Source organism: Mesorhizobium sp. 113-3-3 (assembly GCF_016756495.1).
In the GTDB taxonomy this organism is placed as follows: Bacteria; Pseudomonadota; Alphaproteobacteria; order Rhizobiales; family Rhizobiaceae; genus Mesorhizobium.
Window position 1 is genome coordinate 5,299,115 of record NZ_AP023243.1, and the last position, 26,552, is coordinate 5,325,666.

Annotated in this window: 28 protein-coding genes; 11 read left to right on the forward strand and 17 right to left on the reverse strand. The window is 64.1% G+C overall.

The window, feature by feature from the left end:
• Window positions 1-14 precede the first annotated feature (14 nt).
• Window positions 15-623, reverse strand: a complete 609-nt coding sequence (locus JG746_RS26035) for a TetR/AcrR family transcriptional regulator (RefSeq protein WP_202355322.1) — start codon at window positions 621-623, stop codon at window positions 15-17.
• A 120-nt stretch (window positions 624-743) separates the two neighbouring features.
• On the opposite strand from JG746_RS26035, the gene JG746_RS26040 reads away from it, so the two are divergent.
• Window positions 744-1,967 carry an MFS transporter gene (locus tag JG746_RS26040; RefSeq protein ID WP_202355323.1) on the forward strand — a complete coding sequence of 408 codons (1,224 nt, stop codon included), beginning with the start codon at window positions 744-746 and terminating at the stop codon, window positions 1,965-1,967.
• 60 nt (window positions 1,968-2,027) lie between these two features.
• Here JG746_RS26040 and ribB read toward each other — a convergent pair whose 3' ends face one another.
• Together ribB and aroC are read right to left on the reverse strand one after the other, a co-directional pair.
• Window positions 2,028-3,128 (reverse strand): 3,4-dihydroxy-2-butanone-4-phosphate synthase, encoded by a 1,101-nt coding sequence (ribB, locus tag JG746_RS26045; protein WP_010914867.1) that lies wholly within the window; start codon window positions 3,126-3,128, stop codon window positions 2,028-2,030.
• Between the two features lie 101 nt (window positions 3,129-3,229).
• A complete protein-coding gene (gene aroC / locus JG746_RS26050) occupies window positions 3,230-4,348 on the reverse strand; it encodes a chorismate synthase (RefSeq protein WP_202355324.1) in 1,119 nt (372 codons plus the stop codon).
• Between the two features lie 184 nt (window positions 4,349-4,532).
• On the opposite strand from aroC, the gene JG746_RS26055 reads away from it, so the two are divergent.
• On the forward strand, window positions 4,533-4,793 hold the full coding sequence (locus JG746_RS26055) for a DUF1344 domain-containing protein (RefSeq protein WP_095771047.1): 261 nt from the start codon (window positions 4,533-4,535) through the stop codon (window positions 4,791-4,793).
• A gap of 27 nt (window positions 4,794-4,820) precedes the next feature.
• Here the strand turns inward: JG746_RS26055 and JG746_RS26060 are convergent, their stop codons facing one another.
• From JG746_RS26060 to JG746_RS26075, 4 genes are all read right to left on the reverse strand, one after another.
• Window positions 4,821-5,408, reverse strand: a complete 588-nt coding sequence (locus tag JG746_RS26060; RefSeq protein ID WP_202355325.1) for a histidine phosphatase family protein — start codon at window positions 5,406-5,408, stop codon at window positions 4,821-4,823.
• A 51-nt stretch (window positions 5,409-5,459) separates the two neighbouring features.
• A complete protein-coding gene (gene fabI / locus JG746_RS26065; RefSeq protein WP_202355326.1) occupies window positions 5,460-6,278 on the reverse strand; it encodes an enoyl-ACP reductase FabI in 819 nt (272 codons plus the stop codon).
• Between the two features lie 105 nt (window positions 6,279-6,383).
• On the reverse strand, window positions 6,384-7,307 hold the full coding sequence (locus JG746_RS26070) for a DnaJ C-terminal domain-containing protein (RefSeq protein ID WP_202355327.1): 924 nt from the start codon (window positions 7,305-7,307) through the stop codon (window positions 6,384-6,386).
• 99 nt (window positions 7,308-7,406) lie between these two features.
• Complete coding sequence (locus JG746_RS26075) at window positions 7,407-7,868, reverse strand: RT0821/Lpp0805 family surface protein (RefSeq protein ID WP_199644985.1); 462 nt, start codon at window positions 7,866-7,868, stop codon at window positions 7,407-7,409.
• Between the two features lie 40 nt (window positions 7,869-7,908).
• Here JG746_RS26075 and pdxH point away from each other — a divergent pair, with 40 nt between their 5' ends.
• A complete protein-coding gene (gene pdxH, locus JG746_RS26080) occupies window positions 7,909-8,526 on the forward strand; it encodes a pyridoxamine 5'-phosphate oxidase (protein WP_202355328.1) in 618 nt (205 codons plus the stop codon).
• A gap of 12 nt (window positions 8,527-8,538) precedes the next feature.
• On the opposite strand, the gene JG746_RS26085 is transcribed toward pdxH, so the two are convergent.
• Both JG746_RS26085 and JG746_RS26090 read right to left on the reverse strand, forming a co-directional pair.
• Window positions 8,539-9,291, reverse strand: coding sequence for a crotonase/enoyl-CoA hydratase family protein (locus JG746_RS26085; RefSeq protein ID WP_202355329.1), 753 nt, complete (start codon window positions 9,289-9,291; stop codon window positions 8,539-8,541).
• A 31-nt stretch (window positions 9,292-9,322) separates the two neighbouring features.
• Entirely contained in the window at window positions 9,323-11,092 is a 1,770-nt protein-coding gene (locus JG746_RS26090; RefSeq protein ID WP_202355330.1) for an acyl-CoA dehydrogenase, read from the reverse strand.
• 212 nt (window positions 11,093-11,304) lie between these two features.
• Between JG746_RS26090 and JG746_RS26095 the strand changes: the two genes are divergently transcribed.
• Together JG746_RS26095 and JG746_RS26100 are read left to right on the forward strand one after the other, a co-directional pair.
• Window positions 11,305-11,541, forward strand: coding sequence for a hypothetical protein (locus tag JG746_RS26095; protein ID WP_202355331.1), 237 nt, complete (start codon window positions 11,305-11,307; stop codon window positions 11,539-11,541).
• A 129-nt stretch (window positions 11,542-11,670) separates the two neighbouring features.
• Window positions 11,671-12,783: a glycoside hydrolase family 25 protein gene (locus tag JG746_RS26100; RefSeq protein WP_202359474.1), complete on the forward strand. Its 1,113-nt coding sequence runs from the start codon at window positions 11,671-11,673 to the stop codon at window positions 12,781-12,783.
• Window positions 12,784-12,792: 9 nt separating this feature from the next.
• Here the strand turns inward: JG746_RS26100 and purD are convergent, their stop codons facing one another.
• On the reverse strand, window positions 12,793-14,070 hold the full coding sequence (gene purD / locus JG746_RS26105; RefSeq protein ID WP_202355332.1) for a phosphoribosylamine--glycine ligase: 1,278 nt from the start codon (window positions 14,068-14,070) through the stop codon (window positions 12,793-12,795).
• A gap of 155 nt (window positions 14,071-14,225) precedes the next feature.
• On the reverse strand, window positions 14,226-15,047 hold the full coding sequence (locus tag JG746_RS26110; protein ID WP_202355333.1) for a phytanoyl-CoA dioxygenase family protein: 822 nt from the start codon (window positions 15,045-15,047) through the stop codon (window positions 14,226-14,228).
• Window positions 15,048-15,136: 89 nt separating this feature from the next.
• Between JG746_RS26110 and JG746_RS26115 the strand changes: the two genes are divergently transcribed.
• Both JG746_RS26115 and ubiA read left to right on the forward strand, forming a co-directional pair.
• Complete coding sequence (locus tag JG746_RS26115) at window positions 15,137-16,048, forward strand: LysR family transcriptional regulator (protein WP_202355334.1); 912 nt, start codon at window positions 15,137-15,139, stop codon at window positions 16,046-16,048.
• A gap of 68 nt (window positions 16,049-16,116) precedes the next feature.
• A complete protein-coding gene (gene ubiA, locus JG746_RS26120) occupies window positions 16,117-17,100 on the forward strand; it encodes a 4-hydroxybenzoate octaprenyltransferase (protein ID WP_202355335.1) in 984 nt (327 codons plus the stop codon).
• A 256-nt stretch (window positions 17,101-17,356) separates the two neighbouring features.
• Here the strand turns inward: ubiA and JG746_RS26125 are convergent, their stop codons facing one another.
• From JG746_RS26125 to JG746_RS26135, 3 genes are all read right to left on the reverse strand, one after another.
• Window positions 17,357-17,923: a DUF6101 family protein gene (locus JG746_RS26125; protein ID WP_010914851.1), complete on the reverse strand. Its 567-nt coding sequence runs from the start codon at window positions 17,921-17,923 to the stop codon at window positions 17,357-17,359.
• Window positions 17,924-18,107: 184 nt separating this feature from the next.
• Complete coding sequence (locus tag JG746_RS26130; RefSeq protein ID WP_202355336.1) at window positions 18,108-19,538, reverse strand: FAD-binding oxidoreductase; 1,431 nt, start codon at window positions 19,536-19,538, stop codon at window positions 18,108-18,110.
• A 9-nt stretch (window positions 19,539-19,547) separates the two neighbouring features.
• Window positions 19,548-20,522 carry an L-threonylcarbamoyladenylate synthase gene (locus JG746_RS26135; RefSeq protein ID WP_202355337.1) on the reverse strand — a complete coding sequence of 325 codons (975 nt, stop codon included), beginning with the start codon at window positions 20,520-20,522 and terminating at the stop codon, window positions 19,548-19,550.
• A gap of 216 nt (window positions 20,523-20,738) precedes the next feature.
• Here JG746_RS26135 and JG746_RS26140 point away from each other — a divergent pair, with 216 nt between their 5' ends.
• Entirely contained in the window at window positions 20,739-21,146 is a 408-nt protein-coding gene (locus JG746_RS26140) for a hypothetical protein (protein ID WP_202355338.1), read from the forward strand.
• 175 nt (window positions 21,147-21,321) lie between these two features.
• Window positions 21,322-21,711 carry a hypothetical protein gene (locus JG746_RS26145; RefSeq protein ID WP_202355339.1) on the forward strand — a complete coding sequence of 130 codons (390 nt, stop codon included), beginning with the start codon at window positions 21,322-21,324 and terminating at the stop codon, window positions 21,709-21,711.
• 73 nt (window positions 21,712-21,784) lie between these two features.
• Here the strand turns inward: JG746_RS26145 and JG746_RS26150 are convergent, their stop codons facing one another.
• Together JG746_RS26150 and glyS are read right to left on the reverse strand one after the other, a co-directional pair.
• On the reverse strand, window positions 21,785-22,123 hold the full coding sequence (locus tag JG746_RS26150; protein WP_202355340.1) for an ATPase: 339 nt from the start codon (window positions 22,121-22,123) through the stop codon (window positions 21,785-21,787).
• A 197-nt stretch (window positions 22,124-22,320) separates the two neighbouring features.
• Window positions 22,321-24,477: a glycine--tRNA ligase subunit beta gene (gene glyS, locus JG746_RS26155; RefSeq protein ID WP_202355341.1), complete on the reverse strand. Its 2,157-nt coding sequence runs from the start codon at window positions 24,475-24,477 to the stop codon at window positions 22,321-22,323.
• A gap of 189 nt (window positions 24,478-24,666) precedes the next feature.
• On the opposite strand from glyS, the gene JG746_RS26160 reads away from it, so the two are divergent.
• Window positions 24,667-24,846 (forward strand): hypothetical protein, encoded by a 180-nt coding sequence (locus JG746_RS26160; protein WP_202355342.1) that lies wholly within the window; start codon window positions 24,667-24,669, stop codon window positions 24,844-24,846.
• Here the strand turns inward: JG746_RS26160 and JG746_RS26165 are convergent.
• Entirely contained in the window at window positions 24,843-25,787 is a 945-nt protein-coding gene (locus JG746_RS26165; RefSeq protein WP_202355343.1) for a glycine--tRNA ligase subunit alpha, read from the reverse strand. The two genes, JG746_RS26160 and JG746_RS26165, sit on opposite strands and share 4 nt — an antisense overlap.
• 267 nt (window positions 25,788-26,054) lie before the next feature.
• On the opposite strand from JG746_RS26165, the gene JG746_RS26170 reads away from it, so the two are divergent.
• Window positions 26,055-26,516 carry a GNAT family N-acetyltransferase gene (locus JG746_RS26170; protein ID WP_202355344.1) on the forward strand — a complete coding sequence of 154 codons (462 nt, stop codon included), beginning with the start codon at window positions 26,055-26,057 and terminating at the stop codon, window positions 26,514-26,516.
• The last annotated feature ends 36 nt before the right edge of the window (window positions 26,517-26,552 follow it).

Genomic DNA, 26,552 nt, shown 5'->3' on the forward strand with positions numbered 1-26,552 from the left:
CGCGCAAAGGGGATTTAGCTCTGCTGCGAAGCCGGTTTTCTGAGCAGTCCCTCGAGCAGTTGCTTGAACGCTGCAACCACCATCTTAGACGTCGCTTCGGGGTCGTTCGAATTGGCGATCCGCTGCGCCGCCTGGCTGCTCGCCCCATTGATCAGCCGCGCGGCGGTCTCGGGGTCGACGTCCGGGACGACTACCCCTTCCCCCTGCAGCGCGGTCAGATGATCGGTCATTGAACCAACGCAGGCATTGGCATTCGACCAAAGTGCTGGATCACCCAGCACGGCCGGACCGTCGCGGAACATGATGCGCTGGATTTCCGGCTCGAGCGCCATTTCGATATAGGTCGTGCACTCGTCGACGAAATGCTGCCAGCGGTTCGGCGCTCGCGACGCGACCTCATTCACCCGGGCCGCCATCTCGCCGTCGATTTCGGCTATAACCGCCTGCAGCAGGCCCTTCTTGTCGCCGAAGTGATGATAGAGCGCGCCGCGCGTCAGCCCGGCGGATGCGGTGAAATCATCCATCGACGCCTCGGCATAACCGATCGTGCCAAAGGCCTGGCGGGCCGCGGCGATCAGCTTTGCACGCGTTTCGGCGATCATTTCCTTGCGGGGTCTGTGCATTTCCGCCTGGTCCTATTCACATACGTTTCGTATGCCAATTGACATACGCCGCGTATGCTCTATCTATTTCTCATACGCTTCGTATGTAATTGTCAAACCGGCCTTTGTCGAGGAACCATCATGCAAAACCCCTATTCGGAAATTTTCCGCGCCCCAGGAGCCAAGGGATTTGCAGCCGCCGGCTTCATGGCGCGCCTGCCGATCGCCATGGCGCCGATCGGCATCGTGGCGATGCTGTCGCAGACGCGCGGCGAATACTGGCTGGCGGGCGCCGTCTCGGCGACATTCGCGCTGGCCAACGCATTCCTGGCGCCGCAGATATCAAGACTGGTCGACCGCCTTGGCCAGACACGGATCGTCGTGCCCACGACAATCGTCTCCGTGCTCGCCTTCATCACGCTGGTTGCGGCCGCCAATCAGGACTGGCCGGTCTGGACGCTGTTCGTGTCGGCGCTGCTGGCGGCGGCCATGCCCAGCATGCCGGCCATGGTGCGCGCGCGCTGGACCGAGCTTTTCCGGGGACGGCCCGAGATGAACACCGCCTTCGCCTTCGAATCGGCGGCGGATGAGCTGGTCTATATCGCCGGCGCATCGCTGTCGGTCGGCCTGAGCGCCGCCCTGTTTCCGGAGGCGGGCATGCTGGCGAGCACGCTGTTCCTTGCCCTGGGCTCGACGGCCTTCATCCTGCAGCGATCGACCGAACCGCAAGTGCGAGCGGTGGACCATGGCTCGAGCGGCTCGGCGATCCGCCTGCGGCCAGTGCAGATCATCACCTTTGCCCTGATCTTCATCGGCGCCACCTTCGCAACGACCGAAGTGAGCACCGTGGCCATCACCAAGGAGCTTGGCCAGCCCGGCGCCGCCAGCCTCGTCATCGGTGTCTACGCGCTGGGGTCGTTCGTGCTCGGCATCATTGTCGGCGCACTCAACCTGCAGGCACCGCTGCAGCGCCAACTCGCCATCGCGGTCGCCCTGGTTGCGCTCGGCACGCTGCTGCCGCTCACCGCCGGCAGCGTGCCGCTTCTGGCGCTGACTGTCTTCCTCAGCGGCGTGGCGATCTCGCCGACCTTCATCACGGCCTTTGGCCTGATCGAGCGGCATGTGCCTGAAGCGATGCTGACCGAAGGCATCACCTGGGTGACCACCGGGATCGGCATCGGCATGGCGCTGGGCTCCTTCGCCGCCGGCGCGGTGGTGGATGCGTTCGGCGCGCAGAACGGGTTCTGGGTCTCCGTGGCATCAGGCACGATCGCGCTGGCCACCGTGCTCGCCGGCCAGCGCGTCCTGGCCACCCATAGATGCGAGCTGGACGGGTGCGAAGCCGCCGCCGTTCCGGCAGAGTGACAGCCAGGAGATGTGCAATTGAGATGAGGCCGACCGGCCTCATCTCAATATCGACATATCCTAGAGTATCTCGGTCTTGGCGATGTGGATGCCAAAGCCTTCGAGGCCGACATAATGGCGCTCGCGCGAGGCGATCAGGTTGATCGAGGAAATGCCGAGATCCTTCAGTATCTGCGCGCCGAGGCCGATTTCGCGCCATTCGTTCTCGCGGCGGCGGGCCTCTTCGTGATCTTCGCGGTCGCCGCTCAGCGGGCGCTTGCGCTCCTGGTGCGCGACGCCGACGGAGCCCTCCCTGAGATAGACGATGACGCCACGCTTGCGTTCGCCCATCGCCTTCATGATGCCGTCCAGCCGATGGCTGGTGCCGAAGACATCGGTCACTACATCCTCGGAATGCAGCCGCACCGGCACCTCCTCGCCATCGCGGATGTCGCCGAAGACGACAGCGACGTGATGCATCGTGTCCCAGGGCAGCGTGTAGGTGAAGACCTGCGCCTTGCCGCCGAGCGTGTCGATATCGGAGCATGCGACGCGCTCGACCAGCGTCTCCTTGCGCTGGCGGTAGGCGATGAGGTCGGCGACCGACACCTGCTTCAGGCCATGCTCTTCGGCGAAAGCCTGCACCTGAGGGCCGCGCTTGACGGTGCCGTCGTCATTGACCAGTTCGGAAATGACCCCGATCGGCGGCAGGCCGGCGAGCTTGCAGAGATCGACCGCCGCTTCGGTATGGCCCGAACGCATCAGGACGCCGCCCTCGCGCGCGATCAGCGGGAAGATGTGACCGGGACGGACGAAATCGGAAGCGCCGACATTGCCATTGGCAAGGTTGCGCACGGTGAGCGTGCGGTCGTCGGCCGAAATGCCTGTCGTCGTGCCATGCTTGAAATCGACGCTGACGGTGAAAGCGGTGGTGTGGGCTGAATCATTGTCGGCGACCATCGGCTGCAAATTGAGCCGCTTGGCTTCCTCGCGCGGCATCGGCGTGCAGACGATGCCGGAGGTGTTGCGCACGATGAAGGCCATCTTTTCCGGCGTGCAGTGGACGGCGGCGACGATCAGGTCGCCCTCGTTCTCGCGCCCGTCATCATCCATGACGACGACGATCTCGCCGCGTTCGAAAGCGCGGATGGCTTCGACAATCTTCTTCTGGTCGTAAGGCATGGACGCTCGCTTTGCTCGCAGGGCAGTAGGGGAATAGGGCAGTAAGGCAGTAGGGGAAAGCAAAAATTTGGCTGTCTGGGCGCTGGGCGTAGCATGCCGCCCTACCGCCCTACTGCCCTACTCCCCTGGCCCGTCTGTCCCCTATGCCGCAAATAGTGGTCGGCAATCGCGCAGGCAACCATGGCCTCGCCGATCGGCACGGCGCGGATGCCGACGCAGGGGTCGTGCCGGCCCTTGGTCATCACCTCGACGTCGTTGCCATCCTTGTCGATCGACTTTCGCGGCGTCAGGATCGACGATGTCGGCTTGACGGCGAAGCGCGCAATGATCGCCTGGCCGGTCGAGATGCCGCCAAGGATGCCGCCGGCATTGTTGGACAGGAACACCGGCTTGCCGTCATTGCCGATGCGCATCTCGTCGGCATTCTGTTCGCCGGTGATGCGCGCGGCCTCGAAGCCATTGCCGATCTCGACGCCCTTGACGGCGTTGATCGACATCAGCCCCGACGCAATGTCCTGGTCGAGCTTGGCATAGATCGGCGCGCCAAGCCCCGGCGGAACGCCGTCGGCGACGATCTCGATCACAGCGCCGACCGAGGAGCCTGACTTGCGGATGCCGTCGAGATACTGGGCGAAGACGGGAACGGAAGCGGGATCGGGCGTGAAGAACGGATTTTCGGCGTCGCCGATGAAATTCCAGTTCCAGTTGGCGCGGTCGATCGATTTTTCGCCCATCGACACCAGCGCGCCGCGCACCACCATGCCCGGCACCACTTTGCGCGCCAAGGCACCCGCCGCTACCCGTGCCGCCGTCTCGCGGGCCGAGGAACGGCCGCCGCCGCGATAGTCGCGTATGCCGTATTTGACGTCATAGGTGTAGTCGGCATGGCCCGGCCGGTACTGGCGGGCGATCTCGCCATAATCCTTCGAGCGCTGGTCGACATTCTCGATCAGCATCGAGACCGGCGTGCCGGTGGTGATCATCGTCTCGCCGTCCTCGTCGAGGACGAAACCCGACAGCACCTTCACCTCGTCCGGCTCGCGGCGCTGCGTGACGAAGCGCGACTGTCCCGGCCGGCGCTTGTCCAGTTCTGCCTGGATTTCGTCGCGCGTGAAGCGGATGCCGGGCGGACAGCCGTCGACCACGCAGCCAAGCGCTGCGCCATGGCTTTCGCCCCAGGTGGTGACGCGGAAAAGGTGGCCGAACGTGTTGTGAGACATGGAAAAGTGCCCTGCCCGGCAGCGGAGCCGGTTGAAGCCTGCCTTCTATTGGCGTTTTTTGCGGTGGTCAAACTGTCATCCCCGCCGTTTAAGTTTTGACACATTCGGCTGGTTTCTGCTTTCTTCCATCCGCCGTTGAGGATCCGCCGCCACAGTGCCGGCGCAATGACCAAAGAGGACGATCATGCGTACCCTGATTGGCGCTGTTGCCGCCGCCCTGCTCTATTCCACCGCCGCCTTTGCCGGACAGACCGAAGGCCTGATCAAGAAGATCGACAAGGACGCGCTGACCCTGACGCTGGACGACGGCAAATCCTACAAGCTGAACGCCGAAACGGATCTCGACTCGCTGAAGCCGGGCATGGACATCGTCATCGCCTACGACGTGACCAATGGCGAGAATGTCGTGACCGATATGCAGCTGCCTGACAGCGACACGAACTAGGGAATATTTGTTCCGCCCCAGGCCGGCCTAAAGCCATTCCAGGCTCTGGCCTTCGAGTTTGAGCACGCGATCATGCGGTATCTCCAGGTTCGCGGCCTCGTCCTCGGCCATGTCGAGCACGATGCGGAACAGGGTGCGCATGACGCCGCCATGCGTTACGCAGACCGTCTTGCGATCGATCTCGTCGAAGCAGGGTTTCACCCGTTCGAGCAGCATCTGGTAGCTCTCCGCCCCCTCGCCGGGTGGCTGAAAATTCCATTTGTCCAGTGCGCGGGACCGACTTGCCCCGGGAGACTGCGTCTCGAGCTCGGCAAAGGTAAAGCTCTGCCAGTCGCCGAAATTGACCTCGATCAGCCTGACATCGGTTCGATAGGCCAGCGGATCGAGCTTCATCGCGGCGCGGATACGTTCCATCGTTTCGCGCGTCCGCCGCATCGGGCTGGCGACGAAATCGAAATCCTCGGGATCACCGACAAGTTGGGCCAGCCGACGCCCGTTTCCGGTCGCCTGCTCGCGGCCAAGGGCATTGAGGTCGGTGTCGGCTTGGCCCTGAAGCCGGAATTCGGCGTTCCACGCGGTCTGGCCGTGGCGCACGATATAAACCAGCGGGTACATCAGGTCTTCCGGAGGTCGGGCCAGGGCCTGGGCGGAGGATGAACGGAGGGGCTATTCCTTGACGGTCGAAATGTCAGGCGCGTCGACCGCCTTCATGCCGACCACGTGATAGCCGGAATCGACATGGTGCACTTCACCGGTGACGCCACGCGACAGGTCGGACAGGAAATAGACGCCGGAATCGCCGACCTCTTCCTGCGTGACCGTCTGCTTCAGCGGCGAATTGTATTCGTTCCACTTCAGTATGTAGCGGAAGTCGCCAATACCCGAGGCGGCCAGCGTCTTGATCGGGCCGGCGGAGATGGCGTTGACGCGGATCTTCTTGCCGCCGAGATCGACGGCGAGGTAACGCACGCTGGCTTCGAGCGCGGCCTTGGCGACACCCATGACGTTGTAGTGCGGCATCACCTTCTCGGCGCCATAATAGGTCAGCGTCAGCAGCGAGCCGCCATCGGTCATCAGCGCCTCGGCGCGCTTGGCGATGGTGGTGAAGGAAAACACCGAAATGTCCATGGTGCGCAGGAAATTGTCGCGCGTCGTCTCGACGTAGCGGCCGGTCAGCTCGTCCTTGTCGGAGAAAGCGATGGCGTGGACGAGGAAGTCGAGCTTGCCCCAGTGCCTGGCGACATTGGCGAAGACTTCGTCGAGGCTCGCCGGATCGGTGACATCGCAATGGCCGGCGACAAAGGCGCCCAGTTCAGCCGCCAACGGCTCGACGCGCTTCTTGAACGCCTCGCCCTGATAGGTCAGCGCGATCTCGGCGCCATGGTCGACGCATGCCTTGGCAATGCCATAGGCAATCGACCTGTTGTTCGCGACGCCAAGAATAAGGCCGCGCTTGCCGGCCATCAGGCCCTGTCCACCCGCCATGTGAGCGCTCTCCGCAAGGTTTGTGCTTTGTGGAGTGCCTATCGCACAGGCACACAGCCCCTTCAAGCGCTCAAACCGGACAGTTCGGGGGACAAGAGCGCTGGATCAGCCTTTTTGACCACGCATCAACGCTTCGAGAGCGCTGTCGCCGCCCTCCGGCAGCATGATGCGGACATGGGCGTAGAGGTCGCCATGGCCGCCGGCCTTTTCCGGCAGACCCCTGCCCTTGAGCCGCAGCACCTTGTCCGAACTCGACCAGGCGGGAACGTTGACCGCGAGCCTGCCGGTCGGCGTCTCGACCGGCACCTTGGCGCCCAGCACCGCATCCGCCAGCGATACCGGCAGATCGGCATGCAGGTCGCGGCCCTCGATGCGGTAGCGCGGATGCCGGCGGATATGGATCTTGACCAGCGCGTCGCCGGGCTGGCCCGGCCCCTGCTCGCCCTGCCCCTTCAACCGGATGGTCTGGCCATCCTCGACAAAGGCCGGCAGTTTGACCGCCACCTTGCGGCCATCCGGGAACATCGCCGTCACCTTTTCGGCGGTGGCCGCTTCCTCGATGGTGACGTCGAGCGTGACGTTCAGATCGGCCGCCGTCGCCGGCTGGCGGCGGTCGCCAGCGCCGCGCGCGCCGGAAAAGGCGTCGCCGAAAATCTGGCTGAAAATATCGCTGTTGCCGTCGAACGGATCGCCGCCCGGGCGCCCCGAACGGAATTCGAATCGCGAACCGCCGGCCCCTTGCTGGCGGCGAAACCCGGCAAAGGGGTCGCCGCCACCGGCGGCACCCTCAAAACCCTGGAAGCGCGGCTTGCCGTCGGCGTCGATCTCGCCGCGATCGAAAGCGGCACGATTCTTCTCGTCGCCGACGATCTCATAGGCCTGGTTGGCCGCGGCAAAACGGTCCTTCGCCTTGGGATCATTCGGATTCTGGTCCGGATGATGTTTCTTGGCGAGTTTCCGGTACGCCGATTTTATGTCCTTGGCCGATGCGTTCTTTGCAACGCCCAGGACCTCATACGGGTCGCGCATGCTTCCTGCCCTGGAAATGAGTTGAGTCCATACTTGCCCCCTATATGCGCTCGCATAGGAAGAAATTCCAGTAGCGGAGCGTCATATCAAAGGCGGAAATTAGAGCGCCTTGAAGCCCTGCATGCGCCAGCCGCCGGCGCTGGCCAGGCAGAGTTCGCCCTCGAACATGGCAACGCCGTCGAAACTTTCGCGCGAAGCCTTGAAGCGGCGGCAGGTCTGGCCCCTGTCCTTCAATTCCGCCAGTTCGGTGATGGAGCCGCGAGAGCCGGTGCCGGCATTCGCCCACGGCACGGCCTGGCCGCCAAGCTGCTCGATGTCGGCGGACGACACCGCGTTGCCGATCGTCGTCTGGTCTGAGTCGCGATCCGAATCGGCCGGCACCGATGAAGCCTGCGTGCTGCTGGTCAGGATCGAGCGGTCGACTTCGGCTTTTTCCAGGCTGAAGCCACCCGCGCCGCAGGCGGCAAGCGGCAAGGCCGCCGCCACGATCGCCGCTTTCGCGCTGGCCGAAGCGATAACGCCCCATTGCCTGCTGTCAAAAGCTTGCGCGATACGCGACAATCGGCAACCTCCCTGATCTCGTGACAATTTGAGAAAAACTATGAGTGACACAGAGTTAACAACCGGTGACTTTACCGAAGCGGCCGAGCCGTTTCGCCTTTTTGCCGCATGGCTTGATGACGCCACCAAGAGTGAGATCAACGATGCCAACGGCGTGGCGCTGGCGACCGTTGACGCCGAAGGCATGCCGGATGTGCGGATGGTGCTGCTGAAGGGGTTCGATGAAGGCGGCTTTGTTTTCTACACGAATTTCGAGAGCGCGAAGGGCCAGGAGATTCTTGGCAGCATGAAGGCGGCGATGTGTTTCCACTGGAAATCGCTACGCCGCCAGGTGCGGATTCGCGGCCCGGTGGAGATCGTCAGCGACGCCGAAGCCGACGCCTACTACGCGACGCGCCCACGCGGCAGCCGCATCGGCGCGTGGGCGTCGAAGCAGTCCCGGCCGCTGGAAAGCCGCTTTGCGCTGGAGAAGGCTGTCGCCGAATACACGGCGCGATACGCCATCGGCGAGATCCCGCGGCCGAAACACTGGTCGGGGTTCCGCATCGTGCCGAGGACGATCGAGTTCTGGCACGACCGTCCGTTCCGGCTGCACGATCGGGTGGTTTTTTCCCGTAACGCGAAAGGCGGCTGGGACAAGGCGCGGCTTTATCCCTGAAAGGGCAAGGCCTCAGCTCTTCTTCCTGGTCATGAATGCGGTGAGCGCGGCGCGCGCCTCGTCCGACTTCAGTCGCTCGCGGAAATGTTCGCTTTCCTCGCCGATGCGGGCGACGAGGTCGTCGCGCGAGCCGCGCATCAGGTCGCGCGCGATCTTCAGCGCCTGCGGCGGCTTGGCGGCGATCTGGCCGGCGGCGGCGAGCACCGAGGCCTCCAGCGCGGCCTCCTCGACCACCTCATAGATCAGGCCGGCGGCCTTGGCGCGTTCGGCGGAAAAACCCTCGCCGAGACCGAGCAGCGCAAAGGCGCCCTGCTGCCCCAGAATGCGCGGCGCCAGCAGGCTCGATCCCGCCTCGGGCACCAGGCCGAGGTCGACGAAAGGCGTCCTGAACACGGTGCGCGGCGTGGCGAAGGTCAGGTCGCAATGCAGGTTGATCGTCGTGCCGATGCCGACCGCGATGCCGTCGACGCCGGAGACGATGGGCTTTTCGACGCTGGCCAGCGCCATCAGGAAATCCCAGACCTCCGTGCCGCCATCGCCGCCGGTGGCGACAACCATGAAATCGGCAAGGTCATTGCCGGAGGAGAAGGCGCCGGGCACGCCTAGGACGACGTGGACGCGGATTGCCGGATCGGCGTCGCCCTCGGCAAGCGCCGCCGACATCTTTGCGTACATGGCGCGTGTCAGCGCGTTCTTCTTGTCCGGGCGGTTCACGCGGATGATCTGGATGGCGCCCTGGCGCTCGACGAGGATATGGTCTGTCACGGTCTTTTTCCCTGGTGAGCGCTGTGAGAATTCAAGCTGATATCAGCGTCTTGCCGGCGGCAGCGAGGCTCTCCGCGCCGTCGATGACGCGTTCCTTCAAAGTGCGTGCCTCGCCGAGCAGGTTTTCGGCGAAGAACCGGCACAGCGCGATCCGGCCCTGGTCGGCGAGCGCGCCGCGCGCCAGATAGGCGCCGCCGGCGGCAAGCGAGATCAGCCTGAGATACGGCGTCGCTCCCGCCAGCGCCTCCTCCATCCGGCCGTCGGCCGACAGTTTCTGCAGGAAGCGCGTCGCCTGCGTCAGATCGCTGAGTGCAGCATCAAGCGCATCGGCGGTGCGGCCGAAACCCTGCAGGTTGGAAGTGCGCACGGCATTGGCGACGGCGGCCAGTTCGCCGATGAAGCCATGGACATGTTCGCCGCCGCCGAGCGGCAGCTTGCGGGTCACCAGGTCGATCGCCTGGATGCCGTTGGTGCCCTCGTAGATCGGCGCGATGCGCGCGTCGCGGTAGAAGGCCGCCGCGCCCGTCTCCTCGATGAAGCCCATGCCGCCATGCACCTGCACACCGAGCGAAGCCACTTCGACGCCGACATCGGTCGAAAATGCCTTGGCGAGCGGCGTCAAAAGATTGGCGCGGTCGCGCCAATGCGCTGCCTCGTCACCGTCCGAGACCCGGGCCATGTCGATGGCGTGGGCGCAGGAATAGCTGATCGCCCGTGCCGTCTGCGTCAGCGCCTTCATGGTCAGGAGATTGCGCTGCACGTCGGGGTGATGGACGATTGGTGCCATGCCGGCGCCGGCATAATCCGCCGCCTTGCCCTGGCGGCGCTCATTGGCATAGGCCATCGCCTTCTGCGTCGCGGCTTCCGCGACCGCGACGCCCTGCATGCCGACGCAAAGCCGCGCATTGTTCATCATGGTGAACATGCAGGCGAGGCCCTTGTTCTCCTCGCCGATCAGCCAGCCAACGGCGCCGGGCCTGGCGCCCTGGAACCCGTCGCCATAGATCATGGTGCAGGTCGGCGAGGCATGGATGCCGAGCTTGTGCTCGAGGCCGGAACAGAACACGTCGTTGCGGCCGCCGAGCGAGCCATCATCGTTGACGAAGAATTTCGGCACCAGGAACAGCGAGATGCCGCGCGTGCCGGCCGGTGCGTCCGGCAGCCGCGCCAGCACCAGATGGATGATGTTGTCGGTGAAATCGTGCTCGCCATAGGTGATGAATATCTTCTGGCCGAAGATGCGATAGGTGCCGTCGCCGGCGGGCTCGGCGCGCGAACGCAAGGCGGCGAGATCCGAGCCCGCCTGCGGTTCGGTCAGGTTCATCGTGCCCATCCACTCGCCGGAGACGAGCTTTGCCAGATATTTCGCCTTGAGCGCCTCGGAGGCATGCTTGTCGAGCGCTTCCACCGCGCCCATGGTCAGCGTCGGGCCAATGCCGAAGGCCATGGCGGCGGAGTTCCACATTTCGAGCGCCGCGACGCCCAGCATGGTCGGCAGCGCCTGGCCGCCATAGTCTTCAGGGCCGGACAGCGCGTTCCAGCCGCCATCGATCCAGCGGCGATAGAGGTCCTTCCAGCCGGGCGGCGTGTTGACGGCGGCGTCTTTCAGCACGGCACCGTGTTCGTCGCCGATCTTGTAGAGGGGCGCCACCTCCTCGGTGGCGAAACGGCCGGCCTCGCCAAGGACGGCATCGACCAGATCCTCAACGAGATCGCCGAATGTGCCGGCATCGAGAGCGGATTTCATACCCGCCACATGCTTCAGCGTGAACGCGATATCCTCGACCGGTGCCCGATACATGCCGCTCGATCCTCCTGATGCATCGGCCTCGCCAACCTAGAGCCGGTGCGGCCGTAAAACCATCCGCCTTTGGGCGGTCTCCCGGTTTCTTTTTACGTAAACGTCAAACTTTGTCACGTGGATTTTGCAATCGCGCCGGCCTGTATTAAATTCAACGGACGCCGTATCAAGCCGACCCCCGACAGACCAGAACCAGCCGACCGGAACCGCCCATGCTCGCCAGACCCGACGCCTATCGCTGCATCGAATGCGGCTTGCCCTACCGCGCGACGGGATTCTGGCATCACGGCGGCCAGTTGGAGCACGGCGCGGCCTACTGGTCGGATCGCGGCATATTGTGCTCGCCGCAATGCTCGCTCGCCCACCACCGCAAGCGCGTCGCCGAAGGCACGCTCCAGCAAGAGCCCGCGCCCGACCCGTTCGAATTCCAGCCGTTCAGCCGGCGCTAGCCCTACGCCCCTGCATAGAGAAGCATTCCTTAACCATAGCGGTTCACCATCGGTGTTTGATCAACGGGGACCCCCTGTTTGAAAACGCCGGCGCATCTTCTTCGCCGCTCAGCGATCGCTCTTGCGGCGATGATGGCGCTGATATCGGCGGCAACGGCCTCGGACTTCTCCGAGCCATGGAAGAACGCCGACCGCGCTCTGGTCATCGACGCCTACGAGTACAATCCCATCGACTGGGGGCAGCTTGCCACCGACAAGCGCATCGCCGCCTTCATCAACAAGGCCTCCGACGGCATGCCGCCGCCCTATTTCTGTTTCGGCAGCGACACCGACGTGAAGCTGTGCAAGGCGCTGTGGAAGCGCCATGCGGTGACGCGCGAACTGTTCCAGACGCGCCGGGTCGTGGCCAAGGCGCTCGGCATGAAATGGGGGGCCTATCATCTTGCCCGGCCCGGCAATCCGGTCGAGCAGGCCAATAATTTCCTCGATTTCGCCGATCCCGCGCCGGACGATCTCATGGCGCTCGACATCGAAGGCATCGATCCCTCGCAATGGATGTCGCTTGACGATGCGGAGGAGTTCGTGCGCCAGGTGCACCGGCGCGTCGGCCGTTTCCCGGTGCTCTACACCAACGGCAAGACCGCGCAGTACATCGCCGACAATCGTTACAAATACCGGCTCCTGTCGCGGCTGCCGCTTTGGTACGCACGCTACAAACCTGATATCGACGTGCATTTCCCGATGGGCAACTGGCAGGGCTACGCGCTCTGGCAATTTTCGGCGCAGGCCAATTGCGGCCGCTTCCGTTGCCCCTACAGGGTTGCCGGCACGCCCAACAATATCGACGTCAACGTCGTGCCGACGGATGCCGCTACGCTGCGCCAGCAATGGCCCTTTGGCGGGCTGATCGACGTGCCATCCGACTATCTTGCCAGCGTGCCGGTGCCGCTCTCGCGCGAAGCCGCGCTCGCCGGCAAGACCACCCTCATTTACGCCGATGTGGCAACGCCGCCGACCTTCGAGGAAATGGTCTCGGTGCTCGGCTCGCGCTGGTCGAAATTCCGCGAGGGGTTCCACATGCCGGTCGTGAAGACGGTGCCGCGCAGGCCGGGTTTCGGCATCGTCCAATATGTCGCCTGGAAGCGGACCGGACAACGCTCACCCGAGCAGTTGAACGCAGCCTTCGCCGCGGCCGACCCGGTCAGCACCGGTTCGACCGAAATCGATCGCGGTCAGCCGTAAACCGAAATCTCAGCTCGCCCTCTCGCGCGCCACGGCCTGCCAGCCGATGTCGCGGCGGCAGAAGCCATCCGGCCAGTCGATCCGGTCGAGCGCGGCATAGGCCCGCTTCTGCGCCTCGCCGACCGTGGTCCCGGTCGCCGTCACATTGAGGACACGGCCGCCATTGGCGACCAGCGCGCCGCCATTGATGGCGGTGCCGGCGTGGAAGATCTGGACGCCGTCGCCAGCCGCGTCCTCGACGCCGCGGATGACCGAGCCTTTTTCCGGCGTGCCGGGATAGCCCCGCGCCGCCATCACCACGGTGAGCGCCGCCTCGTCGCGCCAGCGTATGGACGTGTGCGCCAGCTGACCGTCGACGGCGGCATTGAGCAGCACAAGCAGGTCGTCCTTCAGCCGCATCATCAGCACCTGGCATTCCGGATCGCCGAAGCGGGTGTTGTATTCGATCAGCTTCGGCCCCTTGTCCGTGATCATCAGCCCGGCGAAAAGGATGCCGGCGAAAGGCGCGCCAAGCTCGGCCATGCCGCGCATGGTCGGTTCGACGATCTCGCGCATGGTGCGCTCGACCATCTCCGGCGTCATCACCGGAGCCGGCGAATAGGCGCCCATGCCGCCGGTGTTGGGGCCGGTGTCGCCGTCGCCTACACGCTTGTGGTCCTGCGCGGTGCCGAAGGGCAGCGCTGTGGTGCCGTCGCAAAGGCAGAAGAAACTCGCCTCCTCGCCAGTCATGAATTCCTCGACCACCACCTCCGCGCCGGCAGCGCCGAAGGAACCCTCGAAACAGGCATCGAGGGCCGCCCTCGCCTCGTCCAGGGTCATTGCGACGGTGACACCCTTGCCGGCGGCGAGCCCATCGGCCTTGATGACGATCGGCGCGCCCGTCTTTTCGACATAGGCCTTGGCCGAGGCCAGATCGTTGAAACGGCCATAGGCGGCGGTGGGGATGTCGTATCGGGCGCAGAGGTCCTTGGTGAAACCCTTCGACCCTTCTAGCCGCGCGGCGGCCTTCGAAGGGCCGAAGACGCGGATGTTTTCAGCGCGCAGATCGTCCGCGATGCCGGCGACCAGCGGCCCTTCCGGACCGACCACGACGAGGTCGATCTTTTTCTCGCGGCAGAAGGCGGCGACGGCGGCGTGATCCGCAACGTCCAGCTTTACCAGTTCAGCCTCGGCGCCGATGCCGGGATTGCCGGGAGCCGCGTAGAGCTTGGTCAGCAGCGGCGAGGCGGCGATCTTCCAGGCAAGCGCATGTTCGCGGCCGCCGGAGCCCAGAAGAAGAACGTTCATGGCCACCTCTTGATGCAAACCCTGGAGAGCACCCGCTATTGCTCTCCGGGCGACGGGTCAAGGCATCAGGGTGTTTTGATCCGAATTGCGCACGGGAACGTTATCCAGCAGAAAATCGGCGGCGGCCATCGCCGCCGATTTTCTGGCAATTCGACTCAGCCGGGAAAAACGACTGGGAACCAGTCCTCACGCAGTTTCTGGCCCGGCTGCATGCCATGGCCGTGATAGGGCGGCGAGGTGCGGCCCGGCCGCTCGACATAATGGGCATCGTCGCCGACCCAGCGCAGCGACAGCGCCCGGCGCCGGGCCGCTGTCAGATTGCCGCGCGCGCCGTGCGCGGTGCGGAAATCGAACAGGATGGCGTCGCCCGGCTCCATCTCCCATTCAAGCACCTTCATCGACGGATCGTTGTCGGGATCGGGCACCGGCAGGTAGTCGCCCTCACCGGCATAAAAATTGCTGTCGTCGAGCCAGCGCACCGGCAGGATCATCTTGTCCCATTTGTGCGAGCCGGCGATCAGGCGCAGCGTCGCCTCCTTCACCGGATCGATGGGGATCCAGAAACTGACCGTCTGCTGGCCATCGACGAAATAATAGGGGATGTCCTGATGCCAGGGCGTCGGCTTCTGCGTGCCCGGCTCCTTGACCAGCACATGATCGTGGAAGAACTGCGCGGTGCGCGACTGCATCACCGCCGCCGCCAGTTCGGCGGCCGGCGACTTCCGCACCACCTCGACGAATTCGGGAATGCGCTCCCAGTTGCAGTAATCGTCGAAGAAACTGCCACGGCCATTGGCGATGTCGGACGCGGTGGCGCTGCGGTTCTGCATATTGCGCTCGATGCCGGCGGCAATCGTATCGACCCAGCCCTTGAAGGCGCCGCGGATGCAGACGGCGCCGTCACGCTGGTAGTCGGCAATGGTGTCCGCATCGATCAGGCCGGTGTCGATGGCGCGGGCGGCAGTCAGGGAAGCCATGGCGTTCTCCTCTTGGGATGAACCGACTATCGCAACATCAATTCATTCAGTAAAATAATAACTTCTCATCTGACACATAGAACAAAACTATGAACCTCACCCTCACTCAACTGCGCTACCTGGTCGCCGTCGCCCGCCACGGCAGCGTAACCAGCGCGGCCAAAACTCTGAACATCTCCCAGCCCTCGATTTCGGTGGCGATCGACGCGATCGAAAAGAATTTCGGCCAGAAACTGTTCGTGCGCCAGCGCGGAAGCGGCGTTTCGCTGACCTCCTTCGGCCGCGTCGTCGTGGCCAAGGCAAAACAGGTTCTTGCCGAGACGGATGAGTTGATGAGCCTGGGCTCGGGCAATTCAGCTGTCGGCGGCGAGCTGGTGCTTGGATGTTTCGAGGATCTGGCGCCGTATTTCGCGCCGGGTCTCATCCGCGCTTTCTCCGAACGCCATCCAAATGTCGATGTCATCGTTCGCGACGAGACGTTCGAGACGCTCGGGCGGCGTCTGGCGGATGCCGCCCTCGATCTCGGCCTCAGCTACGATCTCGGCCTGCCCGCGCATTTCGCTCGCATCCTGCTGCACGAGTTGCGGCCGCATGCGCTGTTGCCGGCCGGCCATAAGCTGGCTGACCACGCCGAGGTCAGCCTGGCGGACCTGGCCGCCTATCCGCTGATCACGACGGACCAACCGCAAAGCTGGCAGCACATGCTCGACCTGTTCCGCAGCCGCGGCCTCTCGCCGGTGGCCGACAGGGCGACAAGTTCGTTCGAACTCCAGCGCAGCATGGTGGCGAATGGTTTTGGTGTCGCCGTCAGCTACACCCGCCCGCAAGGCGACCGCAGCTATGACGGCCTGCCCTTGATCTGCAAGCCGCTGTCGGATCCGCTGCCGATGCAGCGCATCATCCTCACCTATGACACACACCAGCGCGTGTCGAATGCGGTATTGGCATTCGTCGAGACGGCGAAGGTCTGGTTTTCGACACGCGACATCTTCGCGTCGTGACAGGTTGACGGCCGCCCGTCGCCCGCTTCCCGCTTGACGGTTTCCGCGGCTGCTGCCACTCCATAGGTATGGAAACCATCCAGTCGAAAGCGGCCCAAGGCCGTGTTGCCGATGCGCCGAACGGCCATTGGGTCTACCGTGTGCTGCCGCGCGCGGTTTGGCCTTATGCGCAGCTTGCGCGATGGGACAGGCCTATCGGCTGGCAGTTGCTTTTGTGGCCGTGCTGGTGGTCGGCAGCACTTGCCGCGAGCGCCTATCCGCGTCCCGGCGACCCGCTGCTCTCGCTGCTGCCGGCGCCATTGTATCTCGTGCTGTTCCTGGTCGGCGCCATCGCCATGCGCGGAGCCGGCTGCACCTACAACGACATCGTCGACGAGAACATCGACAACCAGGTGGAGCGCACCCGCTCGCGCCCGCTGCCGTCGGGCCAGACCACGCGCCGGCGGGCCTGGGTGTTTCTTGTCCTGCAGGCCCTGGTCGGCCTTGTCGTGCTCCTGCAGTTCAACAGCTTCGCCATCCTGCTCGGCATCTGCTCGCTGGTGGTCGTGGCCATCTATCCATTCATGAAGCGGATAACCAACTGGCCGCAACTGTTTCTCGGCCTTGCCTTTTCCTGGGGCGCGCTGATGGGATGGGCGGTCGAGTTCGGCGATCTCGATGGCCCCGCCATCATGCTCTATATCGGCTCGATCCTGTGGGTGATCGGCTACGACACGATCTATGCGCATCAGGACAAGGAAGACGACGCCATTGTCGGCGTGCGCTCGACGGCGCGGCTGTTCGGCGACAACACCAAATCGTGGCTGGCCGGGCTTTACGGCGGCACGCTGATCTGCTTCGCCATCGCCTTCGCCTCGGCGCAGGCGCCGGTGGTGGCGCTCGCCGGATTGATCGCCGCCGGCGCCCATATGGCCCGGCAGATCGCCGTGCTGGATATCAACGATCCGGACCAATGCCTGCGGCTGTTCCGGTCGAACAACCAGGTCGGCTGGCTGATCTTCCTCGGCCTGATCGGCGGCGCAGTATGGGTGGCGCTGAAGCCGCTGGTGTAGTCTTCCTTCTCCCCGTCACTATACGGGGAGAAGGTGGCGGGCAGCCGGATGAGGGGCAGCACCAACCGTGAAGCGAGGTTCAGCGGCGAACCAGCGCACACTCAATTAGGTCTTAAGATGGTGGCCGAACACTTAGGTCAGCGCCGCCCCTCATCGCCCTGCCGGGCGTTCGTCACTCGAAAAGCCAAGCAGTTGGCTTTTCGTCCGCTTCGCGGACCGCTCCTCAACTCCCCGTATAGTGACGTGGAGAAGAAGGCTAATCGCGCGAAATGATCTCCTGGCCGTCGATGACCAGCCTGAGACCGAGGTTGCCGGCCCTGCGGCGGGCAAGGAAGCGCGGACGGCGCGTATTGGAAACGCGGCCCTTGCGGCGATCCTGCGGCGGCAGCGTCTTGATGGCGGCGCCGAGCGATTCTTCCAGCGTGCGGGCGACGCCGTCCGATTCGATCAACAGCATCGGCAGGCGGTAGGCATCGGCCCAGGCGCGCCAGTCGGCGGCGACATCGTCGAGATCGTCGGCCACCAGCAGCGGCACCGACAGCATCGGATCATTGTGCAGGAGTTCCAGGGTCACCGTGACATTGCCCTCCGGATCCTCCATTGCGCGGGCGGCAACGCCGCGGAACGCATTGGCCGGAAGGGCGATGATCGCCGGCACGCCGCTCATCTCGAGCATGCGGCGGATCACGGCGCCACGGTGGTCGATGGTGAACGTCACGTCGCCATAATCGTCGCGCGTGGCGTAGCTGACCATCTGGGGCAGTCGGAATGGGTCGAGGCGCATGTTGCGTCCCGCCCAGACTGGCTTCAGTCCGGTGTTCATAGAGTGCCTTCCTGTCTGTCTCCTGAGAGCCGGTGTCCGGTTCTCTCCGGGCCAGTTTTCCCGGCCTCGTTATGGGGAAACAGTAGCGTGGGGTCCTTACCGCCGCGCTTAAGAAAGTCGGTTAAATTTTGCTGATCTCAGGGATGGTTATCGGAATGCCACTGACCACTAGATGTTGAAAGGATCAGATAACCTTACCGGGATTCATGATGCCGGCGGGGTCGAAGGCAGCTTTCACCCGGCGCATCAGATCGATGGCCATCGGCGGCGCGGTGGCGATCAGTTCGTCGCGCTTCAGCTGGCCGATGCCATGCTCGGCCGAGATCGAGCCGTGGAAGGAGCGCACGACATCGTGCACGGCCTGGTTCATGGGATGGTAGAGGGCGAGAAACGCCTCGTCGTCGCCATCGACGGGCCGCGAGATGTTATAGTGGAGGTTGCCGTCGCCCATATGGCCGAAGCAGACCACGCGGGCACCGGCACTGACCGACGCCACCGCGCCGGCCGCCTCTTCGATGAAGCGCGGGATCGATGCGATCGGCACCGAAATGTCGTGCTTGATCGAAGCGCCCTCCGGCTTCTGGCATTCGGGCAGCGTCTCGCGGAAATTCCAGAAAGCGTCGCCCTGGGCAAGGCTTGCCGCGACCACCGCATCGCCAACGATGCCTTGCTCGAGACCATCCGCCAGCACCTCTTCGATCAGCGCCCGGCCGTCGTCTTCCGAGCGGCCGGAGGAAACCTGCATCAAGACATACCAGGGCCAGTCATCGGCCAGCGGCCGCACGACACCTTGACCATGGCTCAGCGTGAAATCGTAGGGTCTCTTGCCGATCAGTTCGAAGGCGGTGAGCGAAGCGCCGGCGCGGTCCATCGCGAGGCTGAACAGCGACAGTGCCGCTTCGGCAGACGACAGGCCGACGAACGCGACCTCGCGCCCCTTCGGCTTCGGGAACAGTTTCAGCACGGCGGCGGTGATGACCCCGAGTGTGCCTTCGGCACCGACGAACAGGTCCTTCAGATCGTAGCCGGTGTTGTCCTTCTTCAGCTTGCGCAGGTCGTCGAACACCTCGCCCGTCGGCAGCACCACCTCGACGCCGAGACAGAGTTCACGCGCATTGCCGTAGGCCAGCACGCCGGTGCCGCCAGCGTTGGAAGACAGGTTGCCGCCGATCTGGCAGGAGCCTTGTGCTGCGAGCGACAGCGGAAACAGCCGGTCGGCGGCATCGGCCGCTTCCTGCAGCGTCTGCAGGATGACGCCGGCCTCCGCCGTTACCGTATTGGACAGGACGTCGATTTCGCGGACGCGGTTCAGCCGCGACAGCGACAGGATGATCTCGCGGCCGGACTTGTCCGGCACCTGGGCGCCGACCAGCCCGGTGTTGCCGCTTTGCGGCACGACCGGCGTTCCCGTCTCGGTCGCCAGCCGCATGATGCGGCTGACCTCGTCGACACTGCCCGGCCGCAGCACCAGCGACGTCGCGCCGTGCCAGAGCCCGCGCCGCTCGACGAGGTAAGGCGCGATGTCCTGCTCGTCGCGCAGCGCGTATTTGTCGCCGACTATGGCCGCGAAGCGGTCGATGATAGCGGGGTCGAGTGTCGTTGCGATTTCGGTCATGCGGGAAAACTACGGTGTGGGCTGTGCGTTGTCACGGGGGGCGGCTGCACGCGAGAGCCGGTCGTTGATGGCTTCCCCCAGCCCAACGAACGGAATGGTCTCCACTGCGATGGTGCGCGCGCCGCTGCGATCGAGTTCCTGCATGTAGGCGAAAAGATTGCTCGCCGCTTCGCGCAGGTCACCAGACGCGGACAGGTTCAGGAAGGCTGCCGCATGGCGCCAGCCTTCGGCCCGCTGGCCGCCGAAGCCGAGCAACGCTTCGCCCTCGCCGACCCTTCCGGCATTGAGCCGCATGGCGGCACCCGGCGCATAGTGCGAGGCAAGCATGCCCGGCGCCTCGACGCCCGCCCCTCCACCGCGCAACAGCTCCATACCGATCGCCGCCTCGATCTCCTCGGCGGCAATGCCACCGGGCCGGAGCAGGCGCAGCCTTTCCCCTTCGGCCTTGACGATGGTCGATTCCAGCCCGACAGGCGTCGCGCCGCCATCGACCACCAGCTTGATGCGCACGCCAAGATCGGCCGCCACCGCTTGCGCCGTCGTCGCGCTGATCCTGCCGGAGGAATTGGCGCTGGGCGCGGCAAGCGGGCGGCCAAGTTTTGCGATGAGGTCGCCGCCAAAACCCCTCGGCATGCGCAAGGCGATCGTGTCGAGCCCGGCCGTGACCAGCGGATGGATGCCGTTGCCAGGCCGCTGCGGCAGCACCAGGGTCAGCGGACCCGGCCAGAACGCCTGTGCCAGTTTCTTCGACAGCGGATCGAACACGGCGATGCGCTCGGCCATCGCCATGTCGGCGACATGGGCGATCAGCGGGTTGAAGCGCGGCCGCCCCTTGGCTTCGAAGATGCGCGCCACGCCAATCCCGTTGGTGGCGTCGCCGGCAAGCCCGTAGACGGTCTCGGTCGGGATGGCGACGACATCGCCGCCCTCGAGCAAAGCCAGCGCCCGCTCCAACGCCTCGCCGACGGCAAGTATCTCAGCCACTCTCGTCACCTCGCAGATGCCGGCTGCGTAGTACGATGGCGGCTGTTGGGCAAGCGGCAGTTCGGCAAGAGAGGGTCTTGGCGATTTATCAATCCCTAAAATGCTATGTTTGTGGGAAAGCCGGCATCAATTCCGGCCTGCTATTGAGCAGCTTCTGGGCAAAGGGGAGCTATATCAGTGTCTGTGCGCGTATTGCTGGGAATGACTCTGGCCACGATGGCCAGCGGAGCTCAGGCCTCGTCGCTGGTCTTTCCCGGCGCGCCGGCCGCGACGCCCTCCATCCTGACCCTGAAGACAGCCGACATCAAGGCAAGCGATGTGGTGTCCGTAGTCGCGCTCGGCGAGCCCGACGTCACCTACGAGAAGGTGGCGGCTATCCCCGACGCGTCCGAGGCGCGGCACGGCTTCATGTCAAGCCCGATGATCATTCGCGGCGGCGTCGTCGGCGGCGACTTCTCGACACCGGCGCAAGCCAAGGCGCCAGCCGCGACCACCGCCGCCGCTCCCGCTCCCGCTCCGGCCCAGGCAACCGCCTCGGCGGCTCCGGCGTCGGGCACGCAGAAGAAGCCTGCCGCACCGGCAGCCGCATCGCCGCCCGTTCCCGGGGTCGGCAAGGTCAAGTAGCGGCCACGAATTGCTGGGCTGGCCGGATCGTTGACAGCTTGACGGCGCCCTGCGCACCATTGCCGAGCGAGTTCGTCCTGGCGTATCTGGCCGCTGGATGCCGCCGCCTGAATTTGGTCAAGCGATCGAGGCAAAAGACGGCAGACGAGCTTCGTCGTTTCAAAGGGGGTTGATCATGAGACTATCCAAGACCGTTACCGTGGCCGGGCTTTTGCTGGCATCGCTGTTGGGCGCCGGCGCAGCGCAAGCCGATGACATGCTTGGGTCCTATGTCGCGCGCATTTCCGATCGGGATCATCAGGCGAGCGACGGCTACGCGTTGGACAGCGCCGCGCAGATGGTGCGGCAGGACCGCGCCAACTGGCACAAATTCCATCGCCGCGACAGCGACGATGAGGGTGATGCCTGGTTCAGGACCAACGACCAGCGCGCTGACCTGCAGCGCATGTTGGAGCGCCCCGGCGCGATGAGTTCGTCAACCAAGCGCGCCATCGTCAATGGCGAACCGCTGATCCAGGTCGACGTCTACGAAAACAGCGTGCGCGTCAGCATCCTGGAGAACTGACAAGCGTCCGGGAAGATGAACAAAAAGGGCGGCGCCGATGCGCCGCCCCCTCTTCTCGACAGAACCGAAAATCTCAGGCCGCTTCTTCCTTGTCGTCGTCGTTTTCCTCGGACTCGTCGTCTTCGGATTCTTCTTCGCCCTCGTCGCCTTCGGCCTTCACGGCTTCATCGGCGTCGTCCTCGTCCTCATCTTCGTCTTCATCTTCATCGCCCGAGAGCGTGGCGGCTTCAGCGCCGTCTTCGTCGGACTCTTCGCCGTCTTCGTCGTCGCCTTCTTCTTCGTCATCAGACAGATCAGCGGCTTCGACAGCCGTGGCAGCGGCATGATCGAGGGCGGTTTCGGAAGCGGATTCAAGCGCCTCGGCGGCGGCCGAGGTTTCTTCAGTCACTTCGATGTCGTGATCGGAATTCATGGAAGCCTCCGTTGGGTTGGGGAACATGTCCCTTTTGCCACGGAGAGATCATCGTCATATGACTGTAAGCCGGCTCGAACGGCCGGCTCGCAGATATTTTTCCTGGGCCTGCGGCTCTTTTGTCTGGGCATGATCTCAGGACAAACGGAAACCGTTTGTCCGAGAAAACCGGTGCCCACTTTTCGGGATCATGCTGCTCAACCGGCGATTTTCGAGAAATCCGCGACCTGACCCGTGGCCGCGCGGATGCGCGTGAGGAGCGCCAGACGGTTGGCACGTACGGACAAGTCCTCATCATTCACGAGAACACCTTCAAAGAATGAATCAACGGGTTCGCGCAACGCGCTAAGCGCCAGCATGGCGGCGGAAAAGTCTTCGTTTTGAATCGCTTCGCCGGCTTGCTTCTCGGCCTGATTCACCGCAGCAAACAGCGATTTCTCGGCATTCTCCTTGAACAAAGCCGGCTCAACGGTCTCGGCGACCGCCGTTTTCTTCTTCTCCTCGGCAGCCAGGATGTTGGCCGCACGCTTGGTGCCGGCAAGCAGGTTCTTGCCATCCTCTGTGTCGAGGAAGGAGCCGAGCGCTTCCACGCGGCGCACGATCTGCAGCAGGTCGTCGGACTGCGGCGTGATGACGGCGTCGATGAGATCGTGGCGGGCGCCCTGGTCGCGAAGGTAGACCTTCAGGCGATCGTGGAAGAACGCCAGGAGGTCTCGTATCTGGTCCGCGCCACTGCCTGCGTAGCGCGCGCCGGCGCTCGCGAAGAGCGAAGACAGCCGCAATTGAATTCGGTCTTCAACCAGGATTCTGACTACACCGAGCGCAGCGCGACGCAGCGCATACGGATCCTTCGACCCCGTCGGCTTTTCATCGATGGCCCAGAAGCCGACCAGCGTATCCAGCTTGTCGGCAAGCGCGACGGCGACCGAAACCGGATCGCTCGGCACATAATCGGACGGGCCTTGCGGCTTGTAATGTTCCTCGATGGCCGCGGCCACGGATGGGTGTTCGCCCTGGAGCAACGCATATTTGCGGCCCATGGCGCCCTGCAGTTCCGGAAACTCGCCGACGACTTCAGTGGTGAGATCGGCCTTGGCGAGAACGGCGGCGCGAGCGGCGAGCGTCGGGTCAGCACCGACGGTCGGCGCCAGTTCCTCGGCGAGCCGCCTGATCCGCCCCACCCGCTCGCCCTGCGTGCCTAGCTTGGCGTGGAAGGTGACGCCGAGATGGTCGAGGCGGGCCATGCGCTGGTCGAGCGGCTTTTTCAGATCGAGCCCGAACTTCTTCGCCGATGCGTCAAGTTCGCCGAGATCGGGCAGATCGCCCTGGTCGGTCGTCCAAAAATAGAGCGCGTCGGACAGACGGGCGCGCACCACCTTGCCGTTGCCGTGCGCGATCTCCCTGCCGCCGTCCCTGGCCTCGATGTTGGAGGTGAGGATGAAGCGGTTGGAAAGCGCCTCGCCTTCCCCTTGCGGGCGCGTGACAAAGCACTTCTGGTTGGCGCGGATGGTCAGGCGGATCACTTCGGCCGGAATGGCCAGGAAATCCTGCTCGAACTCGCCCATCAGCACGACAGGCCATTCGACCAGGCCTGATACCTCTTCAAGCAAGCCTTCGTCCTCGACCAGATCGAGCCCGTTGGCGAAAGCGAGGTTGCGGGCATCGGCAAGGATGATCTCCTTGCGCCGGTCGGCGTCGAGCACGACCTTGGCCGCCTCCAGCTTGCTCACATAGTCGTCGAAGCGGCGCACGGTGATTTCGCCCGGCGCCATGAAACGGTGGCCGTAAGTGGTGTTGCCGGAGCGAATGCCGTCGATCTCGAAATCGACCACGACAGGCTCCTCGGTCTCCGGGCCGAAGGTGCACAGGATCGATTGCAGCGGTCGCACCCATCGCAGCGAGCCCGGCTTGGCCGAGGCCGGCCCCCAGCGCATCGATTTCGGCCAGGGGAAATTGCGGATGATGCCCGGCACAAGGTCGGCGATGATCTCTTCGGCCGCCCTGCCCGGCTTCGAAATATGGGCAACATAGAAGTCGCCCTTCTTCGGGTCGGAATGGACGTGCGCCTCGGCGACCGAGGACAGCCCTGCCTTGCGCAGGAACCCCTGGACCGCTTGCTCGGGCGCCGTCGTCGACGGCCCCTTGATCTCTTCGCGTATATCCTTCGAGCGCGCCGTCACGCCCCTGATGTCGAGCGTCAGGCGCCGCGGCGTCCAGTATTCGCGCGCCGCCTCATAGGTCAGACCCGCCTCGACCAGACCGTCGGTCAGCATCTTCTTGAGATCACCCGCCGCCTTGCGCTGCATGCGCGCGGGGATTTCCTCGGAGCGAAGTTCTAGAAGCAGGTCAGGCATATGGAGGCTCACGCAGCAATGGTGAGCGCGGCATAGCAACTCGGCTGGCCGCTGTCACCCTTTCCAGAAATTTTGGCCGCCCTGTCGGGACAAGGCGATCCGGCCCGTCCTTGGATCAAAGATTCCCATGAACCGAACGCAGCGCTGAAGCGACCCACGCTCAGGCAGGAAACTATTGGCTGAACGACCATGAAAACGGCATCCAGACTTGTGCAGATCCTCGCGCTCAGCGCCTGCTTCACCGCGCAGGTCCATGGCGCCTTCTCAATGCCGGGCGTGCGGCAAGCGCTAAGGACCATCGACGGTGCCAGCAGCCAGAACGCGCTGCCAGTCAGTTCAGCCGCCATATTCCTGACGGCAGTTGGCTAGGCAGCCAAACCACCGGCCTGCGTCTTCAAAAACGCCTCGCCGCAGGCTTTCGCCAGATTACGCACGCGCAGGATGTAGCTTTGCCGCTCGGTGACCGAGATGACGCCGCGCGCGTCGAGCAGGTTGAAGACATGGCTGGCCTTGATGCACTGGTCGTAGGCCGGGAAGACCATCTTGTGCATCGGCAGATTGTCGTTCGACGCCGGCGCGCCGGCCTCGAGCAGCGCCTTGCACTCGGCTTCGGCATCTTCGAAATGCCTGAGCAGCATCGCCGTGTTGGCGTATTCGAAATTGTGGCGCGAATATTCCTGCTCGGCCTGCAGGAAGACATCGCCATAGGTCACCTTGTCGGCGCCCTCGCGGCCGTTGAAGTTGAGGTCGTAGACATTGTCGACGCCCTGCACATACATGGCTAGCCGCTCCAGCCCGTAGGTCAGTTCGCCCGCCACCGGCGCGCATTCGATGCCGCAGACCTGCTGGAAATAGGTGAATTGCGAGACTTCCATGCCGTCGCACCAGCATTCCCAGCCAAGCCCCCAGGCGCCGAGCGTCGGGCTTTCCCAGTCGTCCTCGACGAAGCGGATGTCATGCAGCAGCGGGTCGACGCCGATCGCCTGAAGCGAGCCGAGATAGAGCTCCTGCAGGTTCGGCGGGTTCGGCTTCAGGATCACCTGGTACTGGTAATAATGCTGCAGCCGGTTCGGGTTCTCGCCATAGCGGCCATCCTTGGGGCGGCGCGAAGGCTGGACATAAGCGGCGTTCCAGCGCTTCGGCCCGAGCGCGCGTAGCGTCGTTGCCGGATGAAACGTGCCGGCGCCGACCTCCATGTCGTAGGGCTGGAGGATGACGCAACCATAGGCCGCCCAGTAATTGTGCAAGGTCAGGATCAGCCCCTGGAACGAGCGGCTGGGGTGCATATGGGCGGGAATTTCAATCGTCACGGGTGGCCTCGACAGCAAAGGCTAGAGCCTGTCCATTGAGCATGATCTTTCCGAAAACCGGTACCCACTTTTCGGGATCATGCTCTTGCCGGCACGTCCTAGAGACACGGCGGCGAAGCGTCAAGCAAGGGGCGCGCCCGATGCGAGCCGCCATGAGTATGCCGCGCGGTGTTGAAGGCTTTGCCGAGGACTGGCCTATTGCCGGCCTCGGGAGCCTGGGTTCTGTTTCGTCCCCTATAGCCCACAGCAACGACGACAGGTCCAGCCATGCCCAGTTCCATCATCGTCCGCCCGGTCACGCGGCAGGATTTCGACCGGTGGCTGCCGCTCTGGGATGGCTACAACGCGTTTTATGGCCGCTCGGGCGAGACGGCGCTGGCAAGCGAGATCACCGCGATGACATGGTCGCGCTTCTTCGACGCCTACGAACCGGTCCATGCGCTGGTGGCCGAAAGCGAGGGACAGCTCCTCGGCCTCGTGCACTATCTCTTTCATCGCAGCACGACGGCGATCGCGCCGAACTGCTATTTGCAGGATCTTTTCACCACCCAGGCTTCGCGTGGAAAAGGCATCGGCCGGGCGCTGATCGAAGGCGTCTACGAGCGCGCCCAAGCCGCCGGCTCAGGCCGGGTGTACTGGCTGACGCACGAAACCAACCAAACCGCCATGAAGCTCTATGATAAGATCGGCGAGCGCTCCGGCTTCGTCGTCTATCGCAAACTGTTCTGAGGACGCCACTCCAAACAAAACGGGGCCCTGAAAAGA